Here is a 23,047-nt window from a genome sequence, read left to right as displayed (position 1 = left end):
CGTTTGTTTGACGCATAATGATAGAATCAAAATATTATATCTGCAATTTTTGTCAAAGTGAATTTATCCCCACAAGGCGTAAAGCACAAAAGTATTGCAGTAGCACTTGTCGCTCAAAAGCATTTTACCATAGAAAGACTAATAATGAGCAATTAAAACCACACACCAACCTTCCTCAAAAAGTTTCCAATGAATTGGTTAATAATGTAAAACACCCAAAAACTAAAGTTGAGCAAGTGAGTTTGGCGGGTGTAACTAATTCTGTATTGGGTACATTGGCTGTTGATGGATTTAAGTCCTTGGTCACAAAACACGAAAATAAACCATTAACAAAAGGTGATATTAGAAAAATTGCAGCTGAAATTAATGGGCGGTACCATTTGGTTTTGAACGCTAACCCATTGCCAGATGGTCGAAAGCCATACTTTGATATGGAAACAAACAATGTGGTGTATTTATGGCCATATCAAATCCATTCGTAAGACAGTCTTTTAGTATCCTAAATTTTAAATTTCTCCATTGATATTTTTCGGAATTTTATTATTTAAAATTCAAAAAAAAAAGAAACAACAAACTAGGTGTTTTTTTAACGTGTTTGTATATGGAAAGTTGCGTGTTTGTGAGCGAGGATTTTCCGAAGGAAAATCAGAAGCTAGCAAACAAAGCAACTAACATTGGTTAAGCTAAAACTAGCAATTTTTTATATAAAGTGTTGTAAGCAGTTTTTATTTATTTTCATACCAATATTTTCTTTCCTCATATTTGTCAAATTCCTCATCGTTCATTTTTAGCAAGACTTTTGAATAATTCCGATATTCCTTCGGTTCAGTTTTTTTGATAAATTCCGTAATCAAAAAGTAAACAAAATCGTGTTCTAAATCCTCTAATTTCAATTTTGAGTATCGCTTTCTGGATTTCGGATATTGTTTCCAAAAACGTTGGTAATCTGCGTAAATTTTGTCCGTTGCTTTTTCGATTATTTCGGTCAGCAATTCAGTCGGAATTCTGTTGTTAGAAATTCCAGTATAGTATTCCTCGATTTCTGTGTAGAAATTTTTCTTCGGTTCAATACTATTTTCAGTTTTCCAGAATGTCATTTCTCAAATTGCTTACAACGGTTTGGCTATGATTTCGGCGTGGAATCGTCCGCAGGACTATTCCGCAGAGAAATCAGCTTAAATATAGTTTTTACTTCCGGTTTTTGCACTTTCGCCACGCTGAATTATAGCCGTTGTTGCCAACAGTATTTTTTAATTTTTCAGTTATTATTTAAATTCCATTATCAACATTATTGAAAATCCGATTGCTATTAAAATTCCAATTCCGTTGAGTATTTTTTTATTCTTGATTATTAAAGTCAAAATAAAGTCAATTACCAATCCAAAAAGTCCAAGTCCGATTAGTCCAACCATATAAACAACTCCCCAGCCTTCTCCGTATGAGAGTGTTTTCCATTTGATGATTGTAAAAATCAAACAACAAGTCAGATAGACTAACAAATAGCCTTTTAGAAAAGTCCATTTGGTTATTTTTTTAAGCATAACTTGAATTAAAATCAATTGCGAAATGTAGAATGTAAACTATTCCGATTATGCTTATTATCCAATTATATTTTTTTGTTATCAATCTGCTAATTAAATAGCCAATAACAGTCAAAATTCCGATGAAAGGTGGATAAATTAAGGGAATAAATCCGCCGTGATTTGAACTCGCTGGCAAGTCAGTCCGCATTCCAATAATCCACGCAGTTATTGTTCCGACTAAAATTCCGATTAGGTTGTATTTTCGGCTATCGAGAACTTTTTTCATATTGTTGGCAACGGTTTGTGTATGATGCGTTGCGTGTTACAGCAACTAATTTAATAAAAAAACAAAGGCAATAATTCAGCGCGAGGATTTTCCGAAGGGAAAATCAGAAGCAATGAATTATACACGTTGTTGTATGCTGTGCTTATTGTTCTCCCAAGCATTGTAAAAGATGAAAATTCCAAAAATCCATAGAGAAATAGTTTTAAATTCATCAAATCTTAACAGTCTTTCAGCCTCTCTTGATTCGGATAAATCGATATGGTTTAATAGTTTTTTTACTTCTCTAGGTGAAAACTTGTCTTTACTCTTATAAACATCCTCTCCTATAAGTAAGCTAAACTCATTTGCTAAATTCTTGTAGTTTCCAGAGTTAATAATTTTAGCTAATCTTTCTTTTTTTATGGACTGCATCATTCCCCATTTTCCTTGACCTTGCCATTCATTTAAGATTCCATAAGTTTCATATAATGTAAATTTTCTTTTTCCGACAAAACCTTTTTGCTCAAAATATTCTTTGAACTGCTTATTGAATGTATTCTTATTACATTCAGTCAATTCATAAAGATTTTTTTTATCAATTTTTTTCTTATAGAGTAAATCTAATCCTTTAACGAGCTGTTCATCTTTATATTGAGTAGAATCTTTTTCTCTTAAGTCAAGATAACCTGAAAAATGAAATATATAGATTAGGAAGCTTCTAAATGAATTAAAATTATAATTAATTAGACAACCAATTATAAATAATACTGGAGCTCCGTTTTTATGTCTTTTTCTTTTACAATCAAAATCTTCCATAAATAATTTGCGCTATCCTTTCAGATAGCGCATTCAATACTTAAGTTACTTTTTAGTTCTTGGTGCAGGAGGAGATGTTCTTCCTGGTCTTGTAGGTGCATTTCCTCTACCTTTTCCTGATGGTCTTCCTGTTGTGCTTGGAGCATTTTTTAATCCACTTGATTTAGCCATTTTTTATATTTTTTAAATTAAACTTAAACAAATATAACCTCATTTGTTTGTTAGTTTTCTAAATTTTAATCGTTAGCAGTTTTCGTGCATTGCATACAACGGTTTGTGTATAGTTTCGTTGCGTGAAAATCCTCAGGATTTTCAGGTTTAAGAAACTAAGTTAGCAAAATTGCGAGGATTTTCCGTGAGGAAAATCGGAAGCAATGAATTATACATGGTGTTGGCATTAGTTTTATTTTACTTTAATCGAAAAATCAACTGTTTCTGACTTTCCATCTTTTTCAAATCTTATTTTGATTGGTAATCTACTTTCATTATTAAGATTTTCCTTTTTTGGAGTTATTTCCAAGTGAAATTCATTGTTATTTGCTCTTATCAGATTAATTCCTGCACCTTGAATACTTAAGTTTGTAGCTTCAAAGAACAAAATTTTAGCAGAATTTTTCTTATCCAAATACAGGAAATTTCTATGGTCTTCAATATGAAATGAAATCAGAGTTCCTGATTCATTATATATTATGTTAGTTTTTAGTTTTTCTTTTTTTTGGGAATTACAACTCATTAATAATGTAATTGAAATTATCAATTGTAACAGAGATTTGAAATTCAATAAATATTTCATTTTACATAATTAATGCCAACGGTCTCGTATAACCGTCAGTTACGGAATTAAAGGTAATGATTTTCGGTTTAGCACATACGTTAGCAATTCCGAGTGGATTCGGACGTAGTCGAATCCGCCGTAATTGCGGTTATACATTGTTGTACGCTGGCTTTTTTATCCGTTTAATTATTCTAATCAGACTTGGAATAATTGCAATTATAGCGCTTAAACCTAAAATCAGTCCGTAATTTATATCATTCCAATGTAATTTTCTAATTCCGTCGTCACAAGCCGTACATTCCATAATTTTTAGGTTTGCATCTAAAGAGGAAAATCCGATTATTAAAATTCCGAAAATCAGAAGACTAATTATTACATTTTTTAAAAAATCAGAGAATTTTTGATTCAGATTATCAAGAGTCAGAATCAGAAGTCCAATTCCGAATGTCTGGAAATAAAGTTTATTAGAGAAAATAAAAAAGTTTTTTCCAACAAATTGAATTTTGTCAGAAGTTGACCATTTAAAAATGTCCTGAATTATTGCACGAAAAAAAGATTCGGAAGAATAGGCTATGATAATTCCGATTACAAATGCTAAAATTCCAAATATTATCTTTTTTGTCAATTTCGAGTGAGTTTTTCAGCTTGCGTACAACGGTTTGGCTATGATTTCGGCGTGGAATCGTCCGCAGGACATTCCGCGTAAGAAATCAGCTTAAATATATGTTTTACTTTCGGTTTTAGCACTGTTGCCACGCTGAATTATAGCCGTTGTTGGCGTGTCGTTTTTTTATTCATTTTACCAACTCAAACAGAAACTATTTTCTCCATCTTCTCTGTCAATTTCCATTGAACCTGCTTCTGCTCCATAAGTCCAATGTCCAGCAAAATTCAGTTTTATAGGATCGGTGTTTTTAGTTATCGTTACGTTACTTATTTTCCAAATTCGAGTTGATTCGTATCCTTTGGTATTTCGCGTGTCAGTGTCCAAAGTCCATTTAACAATTCCGTTTTCTTTTAAAGTAAGAGTAGGTGAGAGCGAGTCAGTTCGGTTGTCCAAAATCAATATTCCATTATCGGACAAGCTAAATTCTTCAATATTTCCGGAAATTTCAGCTCTGTCGATTACTATTGCCTTAAAAGGTCCATCGTTCATTCCGCATCCATCCAAAAAAGTAAACATTGTATATCCGATAAAACCAACATAGCCAATTAGTCCAATTCCAAGAATCGAAAAAGTCCAAATCAATACTTTTTTTGTGGTTTTATTCATTTTTTAAATGCACGCCAACGGTCTCGTATAACCGTCAGTTACGGGATTAAAGTTAATGTTTTTCGGTTAAGCACAGACGTTAGCAATTCCGAGTGGATTCGGACGTAGTCGAATCCGCCGTAATTGCGGTTATACATTGTTAGCACACGTTTTTTATCATTTATGAAGTATTTTTATTCCAAAGATAATGAGTCACTTTTGACTTCCAAGGCTTTAATAACATCCATAAGCCCACCTTCAAATCCGGACACCTGCTTGATAAATGGTAAATGCGCACCAACAGATTGACCTTTGTATATTTTACCATCCTTAACCCAAAATATAAAGGTTTCATTAAAATCGGTGTGGGTGGCCTTGGTATGTACACTGGCCATATTGGGTAAATTGGATTGCATGCGGATTAAAAACATCACTTTTTCGGTATCTGGCACAGCCTCAACAATTTCCAGTTTTAGGCTGGGTAATAGTTTTTCTATGCGCTGCACCGCTGCTTTTAATTCTTCACGACCGGTAAATGTTTTGCCCTCAGTATTGGTGTGCTCATAATCAGCTACAAAAAGTGAGTCAATAAGATCCAATCGGTTTTGATTATAGACCTCGTTAAAATACCGAGAGGTCAATTGTAAATTGGCTTCCCGTAAATCGGGTTGATTGTTTGTGTTGTAGCAAGATGTCAAAATAATTGCTAAAATTAAAATACCGATTCTCATGGTTAGTTTGTTTTACCTTGTTTATTGTTTCAAATGGGTTAACTCTTTTTCAATGGCCATATTAAGTTCTTTCATGCGCTTGAGCATATCCACATAGAAATCAATTTTCACCTGCCTAAAAAAGATACTCTCATTTAACAGGATTTTAAAAGCTTCATCCTTTTTAACTTCTAAATAATCCTCCAAAACAAGAGAGGTTTTTTGAAAATCTGGATTATAATAATCTTGATTTTCAACATTTTTTAATGACATGGGCTCTCCATTGGGGTCGAGCTTAAAGTACTTTTGAAAATATGGTAACTTTAAATGATAGGTTCCATAAGTTTTAGGATCATTTTCTATTTTCTTTATAACACCGCTAAAAAAATCATAGAAACGAGCAATATCTTTACGAAGGTTGTTATTACTTAAAATTGCAATACTGTTGTTTTGTATGTTTGCGAATGTAGATTCATGCAGCATAATAATTAATGGTGTTGAAAGCGCTGCATTATAATCAATTGTAATAGTCGGTTTATCTAAATCACTTGAAAGAAAGTTTAATAGTTTCTTTTCTTCATTAATAAATTGTGAGTGATAGCGCAAATTAAAATTTATATCAATGGTATCCAGTTCAAAATCTTTCTGAATGTTTTCCAAGAGCATAATTTCCAATTGTCTGGCTTTATGGTCTTCATTCCAATTATTAATCTGCAGTGCAATCAAAATTCCAATAACAACGAGTATAATCTCTCCAATTGCATAAGTCATATATTTTCCGAACTTATTTTCAGACAGCAATCTTTGGCGGATTTTTCTAAAGAATTTTATCATTAAAGGTTGGTTTCTTTAAAGATATGATTTTTAATTAACTGTTATGAAAATCTTGAAGCATAACAACACGACCTTTAGAGTAGCGAGGGATTTAAAGAAGTAGGAGAGAACAAGCAATTATTTTTACACATTGTTACCCAACGTTTTTATTTTTATTAAATTCTGTTTTAATTAATTTTTCAAGTTTTCCAAAATCATAATTCAGCGTATTTGATGTAATCGAAAGAGGTGTTTCGTACATATTCAAATTTGCTTTCATAAGTCTTGATTGTATTCCGTTTTTTGCTTTTCCGATATATTTTTCAGGGTTCACAATGTCAATTAGAAGAAATTTTGTAGACATAACTTGCTTTGTTCTGATATCCAAAATATCGTTCCATTCTATTAGTCCAATGCTTGATGCGTTTGAGTTGTCAGTAATTCCGTTTGAATCAAGAATCAGTCCGATTTGTTTGTCAAATAGTTTTTTCATTCCGTAGATTGCTGCCGCTCCAAAAAATAAAATTCCAACAATTCCGATAACCTGAATCGATTCGGAATTGAGATAGAAAAATCTTTTAGTAATTGGATTAAAATAACGTCCTGCATTTTCAGGATTTATTACCATCCAAATTCCGCCACTTATAAATCCGATTGAAGCTAATAAGAGTAAGATTATTTTCTTTCGGCTTAATGGTATTTCTATTTTATTGTTCAATTCCACTGGTTTTTGGTTTGCTCAATTTTTCTCCGCAAATGTTGGGTAACGGTTAGTATAACCGTCAGTTATCGGTTAAATATACTTTAATTTTCGTTTTAGAACAGGCGTTAGCAATTCCGAGTGGATTAGGACGTAGTCGAATCCGCCGTAATTGCGGTTATACATTGTTGGCACCTGTGCATTAATTTTTTCTATCCCATTTTCCAGTTAAAAAATCAAGTGTTACTCTTATAAACTCTGGCTGAAAATCAGTAATCAAGTGTGGTAAATGTCCGCCATTGGGAACAATCCAAAGTCGGCTATTGGGTACATTTTGATACAATTCCATGCCAATTTGAACAGGGACGAAATAGTCATTATCACCTAATACAACTAACCATTTTGCTGTAATGGTATTTAATTTGTCAGGCGTAAAGGAAGGATCTCCATCAGATAGCATTCCATTTTGCTTGAACACCTTTGCCAAATATTTTTGTTTTTCTGGTTCATGGTCTTTAGCTAATTCCATAATTTGAGACATTTCTGCATTCGCTAGCCATTCTCTGGCTGGCTTACTATAGTAAATATGTGCTCCTATAGTTATAACTGATTTAAACCTATCTGGTTGCATTGTATTTAGGTAAAGAGCAGTCGTCCCACCACCGCTAGCACCAATGACATTTACTTTATCCAGTTTCAAGGAGTCCAGTAAAGCAAGGATTATCTTTGCATATTCACTATGCCTAAAATCGGGATCGTCCTTATTATAAATATCCGAACGTCCATGCCCTAACATGTCAAGGGCAATCGTCCTAAATTGTTTTGAATAGGCTTCCACAAAAGGTTTCCATGAATCCGCAGTTTTAAAAAAATTATGTAGTAATAGAAGAGGTTCTCCGCTACCAGTATCTTCATAATAAATTTTGGTTCCGTTATAATCGAAAAATTTTCCATTAGGATTAACTTTCACTTGCCCGTACGAAACGAGATAAGCGAAGAAAACTAAAATTAAGATTGTAAATCGTTTCATAATTTTATTTTTTTTGTGGTTAATTCTGCATTGGTGCCAACGGTTTGTATAACGTAGCGTTGCGTGGCTTAAGACTAAGATAGTAAATTGAGGGTACCTTGGTAGGCGAGTGGATTCCGAAGAGGAAGCCACGAAGCAATGGGCGTTATAGGGTGTTATGGGCAGTTTATTTTTTAGTCGCTAAATATGCAAATCGGCTTAAATCTTTGCTTTCCGCAAGGGACGCACAAGTTTCAAAAAATTCTTGCTGCCCATTAAATGTTTCTAAATTCTCAATATTTATTAATTCTGTTTTTCTTTTATTTCTTGCATTCACCCAATTTCTTGCAGTAAATTCCATATTGTAGGTTCTATCTTCTTTTTTGATAAGATGAAAACCAGTATCCTTAAGAAGACTTTCATTTACTCCATCAGCTACAAATAAAAAATATCCTATAGATGCTCGAGTTTCTATCTCTTTTTTGGTCAAAATTCCAGTAACCACAATTGGGTCTGTGAAGAGTATTTTTCCATTTGGTTTTAAAAGTCTATTCCATTCTTGAAATACTTTTTTTCTATTAGGTAAATGATTTATTGCGTCAATACAAAGTATACTATCAAAGGATTCCGATTCGAAAGGAAGTCTTTCACTACCATCTAATAGCTTAAAATCTGCTAAATCTTCTAATCCTTTTTCTTTTGCGAGGGACAATGCGGTTTTAATACCATTTTCTTGTATGTCAACTCCAACGATAGAACAATTCGTGAGTTCGCTTATTCTTAATGTTGTTTCTCCAGAACCGCATGCAATGTCCAATAATTTATTTGAATTTTTAAGTCCAAGCCATTCAATGAACATATCCTGTTCATCAGCAGTTATCCAGCTATTTTGTCCGATGTCAACATTGAATATTTCCTCTCTTATTTCCTTGTATAGTTTTTGTTTGAAATTGGAATATTGTGCTTCGTAATGTTCGACTTTCTTGCCCATTTTAGGTAATTTTTTTAATTGTCCACAACGGTTGGGGTATTAGTAGTTGCGTGGTTCAACACTTAACTTTGCAAGTACACACAAAACTGAAAATCCTTGCGGATTTTCAGAAGTAGGTGATAACAAGCAATTACTTATAGCCATTGTTGGCAAACGTTTTATTTAATTATCACATGCTTTGTTTAAAGAATTATTCATTTGAATAATCTTCCACATCCCATTTTTCTTTTCCCAAATGCGAGAACTAGTTTCTCGGGCTGTATCCCCAACACTTTTTCTCAAATAAAGCTGACTTACATAATCGTATCCTAAATTTGAAGTAAGCAACCTTTGTTCGGTTATTGTACTAATGACTTCTTTTTTTGGCAAATGCGGACAATATTTTACTAATTGATCATAAGAAATGTCCAAAATTGGTTGTCCAAATTGTGATTCTGACATTTTAATATTTTCATCCAGTGCGTTTAAAATGTATTCACAGTTATCACTTCCATCCATGTATTTAGATTGATATTCTATAGTAAGATTTTTAAAATTTTCCTTTTGACCCTCCGTTATGGAATATTCATTTTTACATGATGCTGTTAAAATCAAAAATAAAATGCCTAAATATTTCATCTGTTTCTATTTAATGTTTGCCAACGGTCTCGTATAACCGTCAGTTACGGGATTAAAGTTAATGATTTTCGGTTTAGTACAGACGTTAGCAATTCCGAGTGGATTCGGACGTAGTCGAATCCGCCGTAATTGCGGTTATACATTGTTGTGCAACGTTTTTTATTAATTCTGCTCAAATTCTGTCCATTTTCCATTTACAAGCTTTTCCAATTTTCCGAATTCTGGCTGTTCATTTTCACGTCCTTTAACTCGAACAGGATTTATCCAATCGTGTTGGCAATTCGGTTCTGGATTTGGAATTTCGTTCCAATCCGATTCCTTAATTCCGTATTCCATTAAACAAGATTCCATTGCATCATTTTCAGTTTCATACCATTCGTCCCATTCCGCTCCGCAATCCTCATTTTTTTTATATCCGAATAGGTAAGTTCCATAATCGTCATTGAAAATCATAAGTCGGACAATTCCGTCTTTTGGTTTGGTCAGATTTACGATTTTTCTCATTCAGCTATTAGTTTTGGAAATGTTGCACAACGGTCACTTGCAAGTTGTCGTTGCGGATTTCGAAGAGCGTCAGTGTCCGAAAGGACATGACGGTCAAGAAAGGAGCAGAGACAACGCACACCACTGCACCCGCAATGCAATTTGCAATTTGTTGTGTGCAGTTTTTTTCAATAAAGAATATGTTTTTAATTTTTTATCATTATCATCTATTTATTAGTCTCATTTTTTCCATCTTTTGATATTGTATGGCAAGGCGACTTCCTCATAAAAATCACGATATGGACCTGTCATTGCAGCTTTCCAGTTATTCTGCTGTCTTTCTGTAAGTTCGGGTATCCAAAATCTGTCTGGTATTGGTGACGTTGATTCCTTCACTTTTCCCAATGTGATATCACCCCAAATTATCCCTTCCCCGTCTTCATAGGATAACTTTTGAATAACCTGTCCGTGTCCATCAACAATCTTAGCCTCTCCCAAAAAATACCTGGTGGAATTTTTTTGTTTGTCTTTCCAGGTATAGTTGTCTGTTACCTTTCCCACATGATTGGTATGTACTACCGGAACACCTAACAGAGTTGCGAAATCGGTTGGTGCATTTTGCAATAAAGCGAGGTTATTCGTATCCACTTTTTGCACAGGATCTTCAAATGCAGGCCAGCAAGATCCGCCTATGACAAGATCTACCTTATCAAACATTCTTCTTGCAGTCTCGGTACGCAAATATTCCCAACATAATGCTACTCCAATAGTTCCTATTTCGGTCTCAAAGACACCATCATCTTCTCCTCCTGTGTAAAAACAATTCTCGTTATAGGTTGGATAATCCTTATTATGAACAAAATATTTTCCGTCGGGAAATACGAGGACAAAGCTGTTGTAGATATTTTCTCCGTGAAAGGCAAGAAAAGATCCTCCAATGATACCGTTGTATTCTTTGGAAAGTGACCTAAGCAGATTCAGTGATTTCCCTTCAAGGGGTTCTGTGGCGTCCACGACATTCTGATCGAAAGGAAAACCAAACCCGGGTGAGGTAAAAAACTCGGGAATTAGAACAAGGTCTGCGTCGCCTTCAAATGCCTTTCGAATATATTTTTCTGCATTCTTAAGGTTAGCGTCAAATTCTCCCACTTTAACATGAAGCTGAATGGCAGCTACCCGTATATGCTTTTCATTAGTACAACTTATTGTTAACATCACTATAACTAACATAAAAATGTTAAGTCTTATACTTTTAATTTTTCGATTCATAATTTACTTCGTTTTATTTGGTCTTATAAAAATCAGTTAGCGTTATAGACAGGTCAAAATTGCACACAACGGCTCGGCTTTGAGTAGTTGCGTGGTTTAGCACTTAATTTTGCAAGTACACACTAAACTGAAAATCCGCAAGGATTTTCAGAAGCATGCGGGAACAAGCAATTACTTATAGCCATTGTTAGGCATAGTTATTTAATTCTCTATTTCGTCTAGTATTTTTTTTATTTCATCAATGACCAGATTAGGTTCAGAATAATGAATATAATGACCACTTTTTGTGGTGCTAATCAGTTTAGTTTGAGGGGCGCTTTTAACCCAATTTTCAAATAGCTCCATTTTAATTTTTATATCGTCTGGACTAAAAGGTGGCGGTAGTTCCTGATAAGACACTAAAACTGTAATAGATAGTTCAGTTGGCAGTTTCAGTTCTTTTATTTCATTTTCCATAGTATGTACTTCTTTGTACTCATTTTGGACTCCGATGGATTGAGAGGCAAAAAAACCATCCATTTCTTTGGTCAGCATTTCTGATTCTTCTTCTGGTCTTGCTGCAAATAGTCGTTCCAGAAGACCTTCTAGAGTAGGGTCAACAAATACCAGCCCAACAACTTTTTCCGGATAAGAATTTTGAAATTTTCTAATTATTAATCCACCCAAAGAATGACCAACCAAAATAAATGGACCATCTATTTCTTGCTTTTCAAGAAATCCGTGTAATTCAGATACAAAATTTTCTAATGTTCTTGGTTTTTCAGTGGTAGAAGATTTACCAAGACCTATTCTGTCATAACTTATGGTAGTAGTTATTTTTGAAATACTATCTTGAATAGTTTTCCAACCTTCTAAAGTTTCTCCAAGACCTGATTCAAATAGTATCACAGGGCTTCCACTTCCTTTCTTATCAAAATTGAAATTTAATTCACTAGTGTCCGTCTGGGCATAGACTGTAATGGTGATTAAATAGAGTATGGCTAAAAAATAAATTTTAGTTTTCATATAATGGTATGTTGGTTTTTAATTATGCCTAACGGTTTGTGTATGATTTCGTTGCGTGTTTCAGCAACTAATTTAATAAAAAATGAAAGGCAATAATTCAGCGCGAGGATTTTCCGATAGGAAAATCAGAAGCAATGAATTATACACGTTGTTGTGCACAGTTTTTTAATCCGTAAAAATAATATCAATATAAGGCAAGGCAAAATTAGGCAATGAACCAAAACCTCCTGTATGAAAGTCAGAACTGTTAATTGTTAAAACCCCTTCTGAATATGGGAATTCCATTGTTTGTTTATATGCCAATCTTCCAATAACATTGTCAACATATGGAGCCCAATTATTTTGGGTTCTTTTAATAGTATATGAAATATTGGGCTGCAAAATAATTGTTTGGCTCGGGGTTACATAGGATGTGCTGGCTGAAGAGAAGATATGATTGTCTTGATAAATTGAAAGACTGTTTGTATTATCGTAAATTTCAATGACATATGGCATAGTTTCAATCGCAGGATAACTTTGATATCCGATCTCACACACTTCTTTTTGCGAAGAAACTTCAAAAGTATATTCATGAGTCAAATGGTCCATCGTTACTTCGTCGGTATATGAATTCGCAATTAAATCACTGAATATTGACTGAAATTCTGAATAAGAATTGTCGCAAACAGCATTAATTTCAGGTTCGTTTTCATTATCTGAATTACAGGAGATGATGAGTAAAATAGCCAATAATAGTAAAGCTGTTTTTTTCATGATTGAATTGTTTTTATTATAGGATGCAAAAACTAAAGAATGGTTGCGTCAAATTGTGCACAACGGTTTGGCTATGGTTTCGTTACGGAATGGTACGCGAGTATCATTCCGCCGTAACCATAAATTTAGCAAAAAGGCTTGAAATTCCGATTAGGAATTTCAGCCGTAATGAACTATAGCCGTTGTTGTGGTTAGTGTTTTTTTATTTATTTACTCAATTTTAATATTCTAAATGCTCCTTGAATTACCAGAACAAAAACGATTGTTCCGATAATCAAATCAGGTTTGCTTGAACTCAACCAATTTACTAAAAGTCCAGCTATAATTACTCCCAAATTGATAATCACATCGTTTGAAGTGAAAATCATACTCGCTTTCATATGAGCTTCTTCTTTGCTCTTTGACTTTTGTAAAATGTAAAGACAAATTCCGTTTGCAATAAGTGCGAAAATCGAAACGATAATCATTGTCGAAAAGTCAGGAAGTTTCTCGTCTCCGAAAAATCTCCTTAAGACTTCCACAAATCCAATAATCGCAAGTGTTATTTGAAAATATCCAGCAAGTTTTGCAATCCGTTTTTTTCTTGTCAGAGTTCTGCCAACCGCAAAAAGACTGATTCCATAAACGAAACTGTCGGCAAGCATATCCAAACTGTCAGCAACCAATCCCATTGATTTTGAAATCAGTCCAGTAGTCATTTCAATGAGGAAAAATGCAAAGTTAATTCCAAGTACAGTCCAGAGTAGTTTTTTCTGGTTTGCGTTTTCAATAAATTCTGTTTGGTCGGTTTGTTCGGTGGAGATTTTCCTTCCGCCTAAATTAAGTTCTAGAACGGACTTTTCAATTTGGTCGATTTGTCCGCTGTGAAAAACAGTCAGTTTTCGGTTCGGTATGTCAAAGTCCAAATTCGCAATACTTGAGATTCCGTCCAATTTCATTCGGATTAGATTTTCCTCGGAAGGACAATCCATTTTGGTAATCTCAAATATCGTTTTGTTCATTCAAATTCGTTGGTTTATTGCATTAACCACAACGCCCTGCTAAACGCAGTTCGGGTATGAAAACGAAGATACGATAAAATGGATAACGAAGCCATGATAGAGTTCTGATAATGATCATGGCATCGGTTGTCAATTAGATAATGAAGTTATCGTTAATTGCCATTTTATTGTATTGGGAGTTAGATTACCCGTACCAAATTGCTTTTAGCACTTGTTATGTCATGTTAAGCACTTGAGTGCGTCAGCTGGAGCTGTAATATGCTGATAAGTAAAGGCACAATTTGGTTTAGCAGGGCGTTAGGTCACAATTACTTGTGGGGTGGGAGTGCGTAGCACGTAGCAACACAAGTCAGCTTCAGCTGATTGTGACCTAACGGTTAGGCTATGATTTCGGCGTGGAATCGTGTGTATGACATTCCGCTTAAGAATTCAGCTTTGTTAAATTTACATATTTTTCAATATAGGGCCTAAGCCACGCTGAATTATAGCCGTTGTTGTACTTTCGTTATTTTCATCATGTTTGAAGCCTATTTACTTCTTCTAGAATTTCATCCTGTATACTCAACATTTCCTGAATAACCCGATCATACAAACGGTATTGAAGGACCTCAAGTTGATATATGTGCGTTCTTAGAATGGTCTTGTATTCTTCACTTGATTTCAGCGATTCAAAATCCAATGGCCTTGCTCTCCAGCTTACTTGATCATAATATTTAACAAAGGATTCTAAAATGAATTTATGACTTAAGAAAATTCCCGAATCGAAGCTGGAAACAGATTCATAATATTCATCATGCATCTGAATGATCTTATTCCTCAATGTGTCATTAGTAATTATATCGAATCCGATGGATTTCAATGACTCGAAAGCACCCGTTGTAGAAATGAATTTCGTCATGCCCAATTCTCCAAAGTGTCTTCCCAGACTATCAGTGTAAGGTAGGTCAGTTTCCAAGGCATTCAGAATGATCCTTGCCGAGGTCAAACCCCTATCATGTGTTCTATAATTTTCTTCCAGATCATTCAGACTGAGTTCAAAGTCTTTATGAAGTTGACTGAGAACAGAGATTTCTTGTTTAGTTCTTTCTTTCTCAATATTCCAGTTATTAACATAAAGAGCCAACAAAATACCAATCATGACTAATGCAATCTCGCCAACGGCATAAAAAAAATACTTACTCAACTTGTTTTCAGAGAGTAGTTTTTGTCTAATTTTTCTAAAGAATTTTATCATAGGTTAGCGGTTGGTTATTATTAGGCATATCCTTAAGTTCATGTATTGGATCGACCGAATGTTGTACTAATTTCATTTACATTATTGCCTTTTGTTATTTGAATGCCAATGGCATTAACTTCCCCATTATTTTTGCTTTATTTCCGAATCTTTTAAATAGGCGTTTATAAGATTCAATGTCTTTTTGGCTGTATTGGCTTTTTCTTGATGGTCTCTGGAAGCAGCTCTAAACATACCATATCTCAGCATTAATAATGATTTAAATTGGTTGTTTTCTAATAAATCTAAATAGGCTTTTGAAATCTGTGTGTCTTGAGGAGGTTCTGGAATCCCTAATTCAGCTAAAAAAGGTACAATTTCATGCCATATGAAGTTCCTATAGGATAAATCATTTGTATGAATGTCTTCTAACAGATCTGGCCAACGTGATAACTCTTTTTGTATAATACCATCACTAATCAACTCCAATTTCCCACTATATATTAAAGTTTCAAGTAAACCTCCTCCTTTGTCAAATACATTAACTTTAGTCATACCATAAAGCAATGTATCCATAATGTGTTTATTGGCATTTGAAGGATTAAACTTCAAAACCTTTAGGCATAATTCTTCACCAGATTTATTATAATCAGACCAAAACTCCAATCTTTTAATTAAACTTGTCAATTCCTCTTTAGTTGCTATAAGTATCTCAATCTCCTTTAGATTATTGAGTCGTTTTTGATTCCAATTGTTAACCTGAAGTGCAATCAATATTCCTATAACCACAAGCACAATTTCTCCGATTGCATAAATAAAATACTTACTGAATTTATTTTCAGAGAGTAAACTCTGTCGGATTTTTCGGAAGAATTTAATCATTAGATGTTAGTTTCTCTAAAGATATGATTTTTTATTTGTTGGGATTCCGACATAATGAAGCACAACGGTTTGGCTATGATTTCGTTGTGGAATCATCCGCAGGATTATTTCGCCGAGAAATCAGCCGTTGATTAATACTTCTATTTTGGTGTGGCACAAAACCACAATGAATTATAGCTATTGTTACCTGCTGGCTTTTATTATTCAATTACTACATTTTGTTCAGATGTAGTAGTCATTTTCATTTTCATAGTCAATTTTTCATTGACCTTAATTGTCATATCCATTGGTAATTCGGATTTGAATTTTGTTAGATAGCTCTCATTGATGTCAAATGCCGATGTTCCAGTTCCAGTTCCACTTGCAACAACATTTAATTGCTCTTGGCTCATATCTAGTCCGACAGTTTGTTTTATGTCAAAAAATGCTTTTCCGTCTTTAATTTCAGTTAGAAAATATTCCATATCTATTTTCACGGAAATAGGATTCATACCTTCCATAGGGATTGACATTGGAATTTGACTGTTAAATTTATCTCCAACTTTCATTGGTCTTTCGGGAAACTTTATTGTTTGTTGAACACTTTCCAAAGTCGTAATTAATACTTTTCTCATTTGTTGAGATACGTTTTCTCCGATTATCGTATCTACTTTGAATTTATTTTCAGAATTATATTTTCCAAGAATTTTCATTCCGGAATAAGGTTTTTCTTCTGTTGTTGCTTGTCCGTTGATTATAGTTTTGGAAATCATTTTGCCATAATTCATTGTAGCAGGAAACTCTCCATTTTTGTCAAGTTTGTCCGTGATTATGTCAGTTGACATATTGGTTTCACTTTCCGTTATCATCGGCAATTCAATTCCTTGGCCTTTTATTCTGTCAATTATTTCTTTATCAGCTTCAAATTGAATTTCAGTGTACGAAGTTGTTTTAAGTTGAGTTCTATACTTTTTATTCGGCTTGAATTTAGTTTTAAAAGTGATGTTCTCTTGGGCACAACTGGTTATTGAAATTAATATCAATAAAGTGAAAGTCAGTTTTTTTATCATAGGTTTCTCTTCAGCTTGCAGGTAACGGTTTGGCTATGATTCCGTTGCGAGTAAAATCCGCAGGATTTGTCCGCAGAGAAATCAGGTTTGTTAAATTTACACATTTTTCAAAATAGGGCATAGGCCACGCTGAATTATAGCCGGTGTTACCATATGTTTTTATTTTTTCAAACGTTTCAAATTCCGAGTAGCCCAAAATTCGTATCCGTTTATTGGTTTAATTTTCCATTTTCTTATTCGGTAACTTATGGTCGAATTAATTTCAGTCCAATTTTTGTCCGATTTACTTTCTTTCTCCTGCTTTATATTCAGAATTAGAGTGTCGTTTTCTATTTTCCATTCCCCTTTTAATTCCGAGTAAATTATTTCGTGATAATGATAGAATTTAGTCCGATGAAAAGTTCCGTTTTCGTATAGCACTAAACTGTCAGAATCGATGTAATCCCATTTTATTCCGCTTCCAGTTTTCGATTTAGTTTTTTCTTTTTTGTAAACATATTCAGAGTGAATTTCCTGTGAAATCACAAAGTTTGTCAAAAGACTAAAAATTAATATTAGAACTGCTTTTCTCAAATGTATGGTAACGGTTTGGCTATGATTCCGTTGCGAAGAAATTCGGCAGAATTTCAGAGTAGGAATCGAGCCAAGTTAAAGTTACTGTTTTTTGGTTTATTACCATTGCAAGCAATGGATTATAGCCGTTGTTGTAGTGCGTTTTTATTTTGTTTATTAATTCAATTTACATTTTCTGTCAGCACTGTATCAACTATTTCAATCAGTTCAGAATGAGCTTCATAAAACGGTTTCATTATTTCGTCATATTTTTCAGCGTTCCATAAATGCTTTTCTTTCAAAGCTGGTAAATCGTCAAATCCGTTTACATAAAATATTGCAATAGGTTCTAATTCGGTAATTCCATTTGAATATTTCCAATATAATTTATGCAATATTGATATATGGTCAACTTTTCCAGAATTAGGGTTTTCTTTTAAATCAGTAATATTTTTAATGATTTCTTCAGTCATTTATTTAATGCACTACAACGGTCTTGGCTATGGTTTCGTTGCGTGAAAATCCGCGAGGATTTTCCGCCGTAAACCGAAGATAGCAAATTTGCGAGGACTTTCCGATAGGAAAGTCGGAAGCAATGAATTATAGCCGTTGTTAGCCACAGGTTTTTTTATTAAATATAATCATTCACATCATCTTCTGGAATCCACTCTTTCATTTCAGGTAAAACTCTTTTATGCATAAAATCAAAGAAATCAGTGTGCTCAGATTCAATTATATTCCAGCCTTTAATATTTTTTGAGAAAGAAGGATGAAATACAATTACATGTTCGGTCAATTTGCCATTTACAATTTCAAATCCAACAAATGTATCTTGGTCTTGTCTACGACCAAATGTCAAAACTTCGCGATTTTGTTCACACTCAATTTTGAATCTTTCGTTTATATAAGAATCAGGATTGATTTCTTCGTCAAAACTCCAAGGGATAAATTGAGTCAAATTCAATTTTGCAAACCAGTTATAAGAGTTTGGTATTTCGTAATTCATTATATAGGATTAAATGAGTTTTTTAAACTTGTGGCTAACGGTCAGGCTATGATTTCGGCTTAGCAAATCCGCAAGGATTTTCCAAGTGAGAAATCCAGCCGTTTTTAAAGATATGGTTTTTGGTTTGTTCGAGGTTAAAGCTGAATTATAGCCAGTGTTGTGTGATGTTGGGATTATTCTTTTACCTAATCTTTTACTTTTAATTCCATACCGAGTTGCTGATATAAACCAAGCAAATCAGCTTCTTCGCGGAATTCTACTATTTTATTACCCTTAATTCGACAAATAAAAATTTGACTAATTTGCACGGTTTTATTGGTTGGAGGTATTCCTGCGAATTCGTTGAGGTGTGTACCACTTACAATCAAACGGGCAACTACAACTTCATCTATAGCATAAATCTCTTGAATCCTATGAGTTAAATCAGGAAAAGCATGATTAACACTAATCCAAAACTTCTTATGCTCCTCTAGATTCAGCGGCGCAGCATTGCTTGGAAAGTAATATTTATAGTCAGTATCACAGATTTTATCTAAATAGGCAATGTTATTCTTATCTCCTTCGATCAATAACTTTTTAACAAGATCAATATTCTTGTTTTCTACTTCTTTTTGGGCATGAAGTTTAGTATCATTAACTTTTGATTGATCGTTCTTGCAACAAAAGAAAATAAGAACAATAAGAATCGGAATTAATTTTTTCATAAAATTTGGTTTAGATATCACACAACGGTTGGTGTATAGTTTCGTTGCGTGAAAATCCGCAGGATTTTCGTGTTAAGAAACTAAGATAGTAAAGTTGCGAGGATTTTCCGTGAGGAAAATCAGAAGCAATGAGCTATACACGTTGTTACCACACGTTTTTATTTTTATATTTCAAAAAATCAGTTGGTCAAATTGATTTCTGATTGAGAATAGGAATATCAAAATCAAAAGTGTAATCAGATTTGTTTTGAATTTCACATATTCTTGTTTTTTATATTCTTTTGTTATTACATAAACTAAAAATCCGCCAACAAGCAAAATCGGAAGATAGTTTAAAATTAGGTCAACATACCATAATTCCGCAATTCTGCTTGAAGTTGCTCCAGAACCATAAATCAAAAAGAAAGCAAGTATCTCAATGAAAATCAGAAGTAACAGAATTCCAAAAAACAGAACTGTCCTAATTCCAATTCCGATATAATTTGTTTTTAGCTTTAAAAATTCGGTCACACTCATCCGCTAAAAGTTTCGGTTGGTAAATTCAGACAGATGATTGCAGAAACGATATGAATTCCGAATATTATGATTGTCCATTTGGTTTTTTTAGTCATCAAAATTCCGTAAATGGGAACCTGGATAACAGCAATAATAATTGCCAAAATTCCAATTTGATTATTCAGCACGCTTATAATCATCGAATAAGGATAAACGATTTTAGCTGGCCAAAAAAATCCGTGTCCGCCACCCATTGATAACACTATGAATGTTAAAATCAGAATGGTTGTTAATGATATGATGATTGCTTTTTTCAAATGTGTGGTAACGGTTCGTATATGAGCCGTTTTAATGGCTTATATACATTGTTGGCGGTAGTTTTTTATTTATAGATGCTCCAAGAAAAAATGTATGGTTTCTTGCTTAAAGTCTTTATTAAGTCTGTGAGTAGCTCCAATATATTCCTTAAATACATAATTGCTAATGCCCCATTTGTCTAAAGCGGTTTTAATCTTATACCCTTCTACAATAGGAACCCCGTCATCATAGGTGCCATAACCTAAGAGTAAAGGGCCCTTTATTTGCCCAACGGTTTTTAATATACCTACATCTTCAAAGCGATCAGGGCAATCCTTAGGCAGGCACCCCATATAACTTTCAGTCCAACGTCTACTGTCCTTTACTTCTACATTGGCTACTGCAGCCACTCCAACTTTGTAGAGTTCTGGGTAGTCTGCCAGTGCAGTAATGGTATTATGTCCACCCCAACTGGCTCCTGTTATTCCCAAACGATTAGCATCCAGATAGTCGTATTTTTTGAAGAGTTCCTTCATAACATATGCATGATCGTCCATTTCAACCTTACCAATTCTACCGTAGGAAAAATCCCGGAATGCCTTTCCTCTTCCGGCACTTCCTCTGCCATCAATCAATACCAAAATGAAACCGTTACGGAGCAAATCTAGATGCTCATATGGTAAGTTTTCAAAATCATTGGGGGTCATCTTTGTCCATGCACCTGCATACACAATTTCGACAATTGGATGTTTTTTTGAGAGATCTAGGTTATTGGGAACAAACATGACGGATTTAAGTTTGACATTCTCGTCAGGTGTATCGTGCCAATTACTTATGATACGACTATCAATAATTTCTTTAGCCTTATCCATATCAGCACTCCACCTAGTTTCAATAAAAGTCCCATCGGTGAGGTAAACTTCTTGTCTATGAATGTAATCGGGAACGGAACTGTTTATAATCTGTAAAGTGTCTTGAGATATCAAATCAAAAGCAACAATACTATTTGCAGATTCTACTATTTCCTCAATTTTTTCGTCTTTAAGAGATGTTCTGTATAGGGATTTTTTATAAGATTTCTCGGGATTATTGATCGCAACAAAATAGGCCCATTTGTTTTCTTCATCAACTCCAACCAACCGTGATATCAAGGCGTTTTGCTGATAATTTGTCAAGGAACGAATAAGTTGCCCAGATTTATCATATAGGTATAATTGGTAAAATCCAGTTCGTTCACTCATCCAAATGAACTGTCCATTACTTAAGAAATGGACAACTCCCATTTTTAATAGCTCACTTGTATATCCGGGTTGGAGATTGAGACCATCAAATAAATAGGTGTCTGTTGTTTCGGTTAATAACACTTTAGATATGCCAGTTTTGCAATTGACTTCTAATAATTGTAGTGATTTTAACAATCGGTCTGATTGGATCAAATAAATGGAGTTTCCATCTGAACTCCACTCCATAATATGCACATATGGAAATTTTTGAAAATCTCTTTTGACCTGTATTTGATCACCTGTGAACGTATTAATCAGGAAGACCTGGTATTCAGGAATCTTTTGCCCCGTACGAACGTATGGCTTGTATATGGAGTCCATTTCATTGGGTCTCAATAAAATTTTTGGAACACCAGTATTATCAACTCTGTAAGCAGCAATTTGGTTGCCATTAGGAGAAAACCTAGCGGTTTCTGTATTCCATACGATTTCATCATCACTCTGTGCCAAAATGGTTTTTTCCGTGGCGTTTTTTGAACGTATATAGAGATTACCATTATCTATTCCGGAAAAAATTTGTTTTGCTTCAGAATAAACCTCAAAATATGAACCTCTATATATAAAAAACTTTTCGCCTCCTTTCTGTGCACCAGGCGGTCTGTCTCCATATATTTCTTTTATCATGAACATAGGAGGCATACTGTCACCCATGATTTGGTCATAGGGATCCAAGTTTTCTTCATGACTTCTTTGTAAAGTCTTCGTAGAATCAACGTACTTACTTTTTTCACAGCCATCAAGAATAATAGCCAATAAAACAAGAAATAGAATTTGAAATATTCTTATATGTCTTGTTTGTTTCATAATATATTTTAAATATTTACGCCAACGGTCTCGGTTATCGCCAGTTGGCGGAGTAAGGGACGCGTATTTGTCGGCTTAGTATTGGTTTGTTAGTCAAGTTAATTATTTTCTTTCTAACGCTGCCGCTTATTGGCGATGAACCGTTGTTGGCAACCGTTTTAATCTTTAATATTTTCTTGGAACTGTAATAAGTTGTTGTCGAGATCTTTTATGATAAACGATTTTATTTTTAAATCTTGATCAGTGGAAAGATCAAAGTAAATTTCAGCTCCTTTTTTCATTAATTCATCATATAAGTTTTGAATGTTTTCAACTTCAAAAGAAACTTTATAAAATCCTTCTAGTGGTTTTTCTTTATTGTTGTAGTCAGGTTTTAAATCTCTAATTGAAAAAGAAGATTTTCTTTCCACTAATTCAAATTCAAGATCATCATTCTTGAGTAGATTTACTTTTAAACTATCGTATTCAGGGTACATTAATTCATTATAGACTTCAACATTAAAAATGTCAGAATACCAATCTGATGACTTATTTAAGTTTTCAACTATAATTCCTATTCTGTATGGCTTAATTTCTTGTCCGTAGTTGAGATTAATGCCCAGAATTAGGAAAGAATAAATAAGAAACTTTTTTTTCATACTGCTAAAGTTAATTAAGTTTTGTTCTTAGAACAATTTTGATGATAATGGTTGCCAACGGTTTGTGTATGATTAGTTGCGGGAAAGGACGCAAGTCATTTTCCGCCGTAACCGAAAGATAATTAATAAGTTTGAATTTCC

Annotated in this window: 29 protein-coding genes; 1 reads left to right on the top strand and 28 read right to left on the bottom strand. The window is 33.8% G+C overall.

The window, feature by feature from the left end; genetic code table 11:
- The first annotated feature begins 17 nt into the window (after positions 1–17).
- On the top strand, positions 18–482 hold the full coding sequence (locus tag ACKXGU_RS05650; RefSeq protein WP_463467081.1) for a hypothetical protein: 465 nt from the start codon (positions 18–20) through the stop codon (positions 480–482).
- Between the two features lie 243 nt (positions 483–725).
- On the opposite strand, the gene ACKXGU_RS05645 is transcribed toward ACKXGU_RS05650, so the two are convergent.
- The 28 genes from ACKXGU_RS05645 to ACKXGU_RS05510 form a co-directional block, all read right to left on the bottom strand.
- A complete protein-coding gene (locus ACKXGU_RS05645; protein WP_463467080.1) occupies positions 726–1,097 on the bottom strand; it encodes a hypothetical protein in 372 nt (123 codons plus the stop codon).
- Between the two features lie 168 nt (positions 1,098–1,265).
- Entirely contained in the window at positions 1,266–1,541 is a 276-nt protein-coding gene (locus ACKXGU_RS05640) for a hypothetical protein (protein ID WP_463467079.1), read from the bottom strand.
- Between the two features lie 385 nt (positions 1,542–1,926).
- The gene (locus ACKXGU_RS05635) at positions 1,927–2,604 is read right to left on the bottom strand and encodes a hypothetical protein (RefSeq protein ID WP_463467078.1); all 678 of its coding nucleotides are present in this window, start codon (positions 2,602–2,604) and stop codon (positions 1,927–1,929) included.
- Positions 2,605–2,649: 45 nt separating this feature from the next.
- On the bottom strand, positions 2,650–2,775 hold the full coding sequence (locus ACKXGU_RS05630) for a hypothetical protein (protein ID WP_463467077.1): 126 nt from the start codon (positions 2,773–2,775) through the stop codon (positions 2,650–2,652).
- Between the two features lie 232 nt (positions 2,776–3,007).
- Entirely contained in the window at positions 3,008–3,337 is a 330-nt protein-coding gene (locus ACKXGU_RS05625; RefSeq protein ID WP_463467076.1) for a hypothetical protein, read from the bottom strand.
- Between the two features lie 190 nt (positions 3,338–3,527).
- Positions 3,528–4,004 (bottom strand): hypothetical protein, encoded by a 477-nt coding sequence (locus ACKXGU_RS05620; RefSeq protein ID WP_463467075.1) that lies wholly within the window; start codon positions 4,002–4,004, stop codon positions 3,528–3,530.
- 174 nt (positions 4,005–4,178) lie between these two features.
- Entirely contained in the window at positions 4,179–4,652 is a 474-nt protein-coding gene (locus ACKXGU_RS05615; protein ID WP_463467074.1) for a hypothetical protein, read from the bottom strand.
- A 173-nt stretch (positions 4,653–4,825) separates the two neighbouring features.
- The gene (locus ACKXGU_RS05610) at positions 4,826–5,362 is read right to left on the bottom strand and encodes a nuclear transport factor 2 family protein (RefSeq protein ID WP_463467073.1); all 537 of its coding nucleotides are present in this window, start codon (positions 5,360–5,362) and stop codon (positions 4,826–4,828) included.
- Positions 5,363–5,383: 21 nt separating this feature from the next.
- Complete coding sequence (locus tag ACKXGU_RS05605; protein ID WP_463467072.1) at positions 5,384–6,175, bottom strand: DUF6090 family protein; 792 nt, start codon at positions 6,173–6,175, stop codon at positions 5,384–5,386.
- A gap of 133 nt (positions 6,176–6,308) precedes the next feature.
- Positions 6,309–6,872, bottom strand: coding sequence for an STM3941 family protein (locus ACKXGU_RS05600; protein WP_463467071.1), 564 nt, complete (start codon positions 6,870–6,872; stop codon positions 6,309–6,311).
- Positions 6,873–7,056: 184 nt separating this feature from the next.
- A complete protein-coding gene (locus tag ACKXGU_RS05595; RefSeq protein ID WP_463467070.1) occupies positions 7,057–7,884 on the bottom strand; it encodes an alpha/beta fold hydrolase in 828 nt (275 codons plus the stop codon).
- 166 nt (positions 7,885–8,050) lie between these two features.
- A complete protein-coding gene (locus ACKXGU_RS05590; RefSeq protein WP_463467069.1) occupies positions 8,051–8,854 on the bottom strand; it encodes a class I SAM-dependent methyltransferase in 804 nt (267 codons plus the stop codon).
- Between the two features lie 162 nt (positions 8,855–9,016).
- Positions 9,017–9,472 carry a hypothetical protein gene (locus ACKXGU_RS05585; protein ID WP_463467068.1) on the bottom strand — a complete coding sequence of 152 codons (456 nt, stop codon included), beginning with the start codon at positions 9,470–9,472 and terminating at the stop codon, positions 9,017–9,019.
- A gap of 162 nt (positions 9,473–9,634) precedes the next feature.
- Positions 9,635–9,976, bottom strand: a complete 342-nt coding sequence (locus ACKXGU_RS05580) for a hypothetical protein (RefSeq protein ID WP_463467067.1) — start codon at positions 9,974–9,976, stop codon at positions 9,635–9,637.
- 219 nt (positions 9,977–10,195) lie between these two features.
- Positions 10,196–11,170, bottom strand: a complete 975-nt coding sequence (locus ACKXGU_RS05575; RefSeq protein WP_463467406.1) for a carbon-nitrogen hydrolase family protein — start codon at positions 11,168–11,170, stop codon at positions 10,196–10,198.
- 255 nt (positions 11,171–11,425) lie between these two features.
- Positions 11,426–12,229 (bottom strand): alpha/beta fold hydrolase, encoded by an 804-nt coding sequence (locus ACKXGU_RS05570; RefSeq protein ID WP_463467066.1) that lies wholly within the window; start codon positions 12,227–12,229, stop codon positions 11,426–11,428.
- A 165-nt stretch (positions 12,230–12,394) separates the two neighbouring features.
- Complete coding sequence (locus tag ACKXGU_RS05565) at positions 12,395–12,982, bottom strand: hypothetical protein (protein ID WP_463467065.1); 588 nt, start codon at positions 12,980–12,982, stop codon at positions 12,395–12,397.
- A gap of 206 nt (positions 12,983–13,188) precedes the next feature.
- Complete coding sequence (locus tag ACKXGU_RS05560; protein ID WP_463467064.1) at positions 13,189–13,983, bottom strand: cation efflux transmembrane domain-containing protein; 795 nt, start codon at positions 13,981–13,983, stop codon at positions 13,189–13,191.
- Between the two features lie 514 nt (positions 13,984–14,497).
- Positions 14,498–15,217: a DUF6090 family protein gene (locus ACKXGU_RS05555; protein WP_463467063.1), complete on the bottom strand. Its 720-nt coding sequence runs from the start codon at positions 15,215–15,217 to the stop codon at positions 14,498–14,500.
- Between the two features lie 126 nt (positions 15,218–15,343).
- The gene (locus tag ACKXGU_RS05550; RefSeq protein WP_463467062.1) at positions 15,344–16,078 is read right to left on the bottom strand and encodes a DUF6090 family protein; all 735 of its coding nucleotides are present in this window, start codon (positions 16,076–16,078) and stop codon (positions 15,344–15,346) included.
- A gap of 200 nt (positions 16,079–16,278) precedes the next feature.
- Positions 16,279–17,127: a hypothetical protein gene (locus ACKXGU_RS05545; protein ID WP_463467061.1), complete on the bottom strand. Its 849-nt coding sequence runs from the start codon at positions 17,125–17,127 to the stop codon at positions 16,279–16,281.
- A gap of 159 nt (positions 17,128–17,286) precedes the next feature.
- Positions 17,287–17,700: a hypothetical protein gene (locus ACKXGU_RS05540; protein ID WP_463467060.1), complete on the bottom strand. Its 414-nt coding sequence runs from the start codon at positions 17,698–17,700 to the stop codon at positions 17,287–17,289.
- A gap of 161 nt (positions 17,701–17,861) precedes the next feature.
- Complete coding sequence (locus ACKXGU_RS05535) at positions 17,862–18,152, bottom strand: hypothetical protein (protein ID WP_463467059.1); 291 nt, start codon at positions 18,150–18,152, stop codon at positions 17,862–17,864.
- A gap of 158 nt (positions 18,153–18,310) precedes the next feature.
- Complete coding sequence (locus ACKXGU_RS05530) at positions 18,311–18,685, bottom strand: hypothetical protein (RefSeq protein WP_463467058.1); 375 nt, start codon at positions 18,683–18,685, stop codon at positions 18,311–18,313.
- Between the two features lie 185 nt (positions 18,686–18,870).
- Positions 18,871–19,389 carry an ester cyclase gene (locus tag ACKXGU_RS05525; RefSeq protein ID WP_463467057.1) on the bottom strand — a complete coding sequence of 173 codons (519 nt, stop codon included), beginning with the start codon at positions 19,387–19,389 and terminating at the stop codon, positions 18,871–18,873.
- A gap of 512 nt (positions 19,390–19,901) precedes the next feature.
- Entirely contained in the window at positions 19,902–20,201 is a 300-nt protein-coding gene (locus ACKXGU_RS05520; protein WP_463467056.1) for a hypothetical protein, read from the bottom strand.
- A gap of 69 nt (positions 20,202–20,270) precedes the next feature.
- Positions 20,271–22,268, bottom strand: a complete 1,998-nt coding sequence (locus ACKXGU_RS05515; protein ID WP_463467055.1) for a S9 family peptidase — start codon at positions 22,266–22,268, stop codon at positions 20,271–20,273.
- 158 nt (positions 22,269–22,426) lie between these two features.
- The gene (locus ACKXGU_RS05510; protein WP_463467054.1) at positions 22,427–22,906 is read right to left on the bottom strand and encodes a VOC family protein; all 480 of its coding nucleotides are present in this window, start codon (positions 22,904–22,906) and stop codon (positions 22,427–22,429) included.
- Between the last annotated feature and the right edge of the window lie 141 nt (positions 22,907–23,047).

This window comes from Hanstruepera sp. CR43 (genome assembly GCF_055227665.1).
Note: the sequence above shows the minus strand (reverse complement) of the source record. Positions and strands in the feature narration are given on the sequence as shown.

Coding starts and splice junctions, on each gene's coding strand:
- ACKXGU_RS05650 (WP_463467081.1), top strand. CDS start 18: ATGATAGAATCAAAATATTATATCTGCAATTTTTGTCAAAGTGAATTT.
- ACKXGU_RS05645 (WP_463467080.1), bottom strand. CDS start 1,097: ATGACATTCTGGAAAACTGAAAATAGTATTGAACCGAAGAAAAATTTC.
- ACKXGU_RS05640 (WP_463467079.1), bottom strand. CDS start 1,541: ATGCTTAAAAAAATAACCAAATGGACTTTTCTAAAAGGCTATTTGTTA.
- ACKXGU_RS05635 (WP_463467078.1), bottom strand. CDS start 2,604: ATGGAAGATTTTGATTGTAAAAGAAAAAGACATAAAAACGGAGCTCCA.
- ACKXGU_RS05630 (WP_463467077.1), bottom strand. CDS start 2,775: ATGGCTAAATCAAGTGGATTAAAAAATGCTCCAAGCACAACAGGAAGA.
- ACKXGU_RS05625 (WP_463467076.1), bottom strand. CDS start 3,337: ATGAGTTGTAATTCCCAAAAAAAAGAAAAACTAAAAACTAACATAATA.
- ACKXGU_RS05615 (WP_463467074.1), bottom strand. CDS start 4,652: ATGAATAAAACCACAAAAAAAGTATTGATTTGGACTTTTTCGATTCTT.
- ACKXGU_RS05610 (WP_463467073.1), bottom strand. CDS start 5,362: ATGAGAATCGGTATTTTAATTTTAGCAATTATTTTGACATCTTGCTAC.
- ACKXGU_RS05605 (WP_463467072.1), bottom strand. CDS start 6,175: ATGATAAAATTCTTTAGAAAAATCCGCCAAAGATTGCTGTCTGAAAAT.
- ACKXGU_RS05595 (WP_463467070.1), bottom strand. CDS start 7,884: ATGAAACGATTTACAATCTTAATTTTAGTTTTCTTCGCTTATCTCGTT.
- ACKXGU_RS05590 (WP_463467069.1), bottom strand. CDS start 8,854: ATGGGCAAGAAAGTCGAACATTACGAAGCACAATATTCCAATTTCAAA.
- ACKXGU_RS05585 (WP_463467068.1), bottom strand. CDS start 9,472: ATGAAATATTTAGGCATTTTATTTTTGATTTTAACAGCATCATGTAAA.
- ACKXGU_RS05580 (WP_463467067.1), bottom strand. CDS start 9,976: ATGAGAAAAATCGTAAATCTGACCAAACCAAAAGACGGAATTGTCCGA.
- ACKXGU_RS05575 (WP_463467406.1), bottom strand. CDS start 11,170: ATGTTAACAATAAGTTGTACTAATGAAAAGCATATACGGGTAGCTGCC.
- ACKXGU_RS05570 (WP_463467066.1), bottom strand. CDS start 12,229: ATGAAAACTAAAATTTATTTTTTAGCCATACTCTATTTAATCACCATT.
- ACKXGU_RS05565 (WP_463467065.1), bottom strand. CDS start 12,982: ATGAAAAAAACAGCTTTACTATTATTGGCTATTTTACTCATCATCTCC.
- ACKXGU_RS05560 (WP_463467064.1), bottom strand. CDS start 13,983: ATGAACAAAACGATATTTGAGATTACCAAAATGGATTGTCCTTCCGAG.
- ACKXGU_RS05555 (WP_463467063.1), bottom strand. CDS start 15,217: ATGATAAAATTCTTTAGAAAAATTAGACAAAAACTACTCTCTGAAAAC.
- ACKXGU_RS05550 (WP_463467062.1), bottom strand. CDS start 16,078: ATGATTAAATTCTTCCGAAAAATCCGACAGAGTTTACTCTCTGAAAAT.
- ACKXGU_RS05545 (WP_463467061.1), bottom strand. CDS start 17,127: ATGATAAAAAAACTGACTTTCACTTTATTGATATTAATTTCAATAACC.
- ACKXGU_RS05535 (WP_463467059.1), bottom strand. CDS start 18,152: ATGACTGAAGAAATCATTAAAAATATTACTGATTTAAAAGAAAACCCT.
- ACKXGU_RS05530 (WP_463467058.1), bottom strand. CDS start 18,685: ATGAATTACGAAATACCAAACTCTTATAACTGGTTTGCAAAATTGAAT.
- ACKXGU_RS05525 (WP_463467057.1), bottom strand. CDS start 19,389: ATGAAAAAATTAATTCCGATTCTTATTGTTCTTATTTTCTTTTGTTGC.
- ACKXGU_RS05515 (WP_463467055.1), bottom strand. CDS start 22,268: ATGAAACAAACAAGACATATAAGAATATTTCAAATTCTATTTCTTGTT.
- ACKXGU_RS05510 (WP_463467054.1), bottom strand. CDS start 22,906: ATGAAAAAAAAGTTTCTTATTTATTCTTTCCTAATTCTGGGCATTAAT.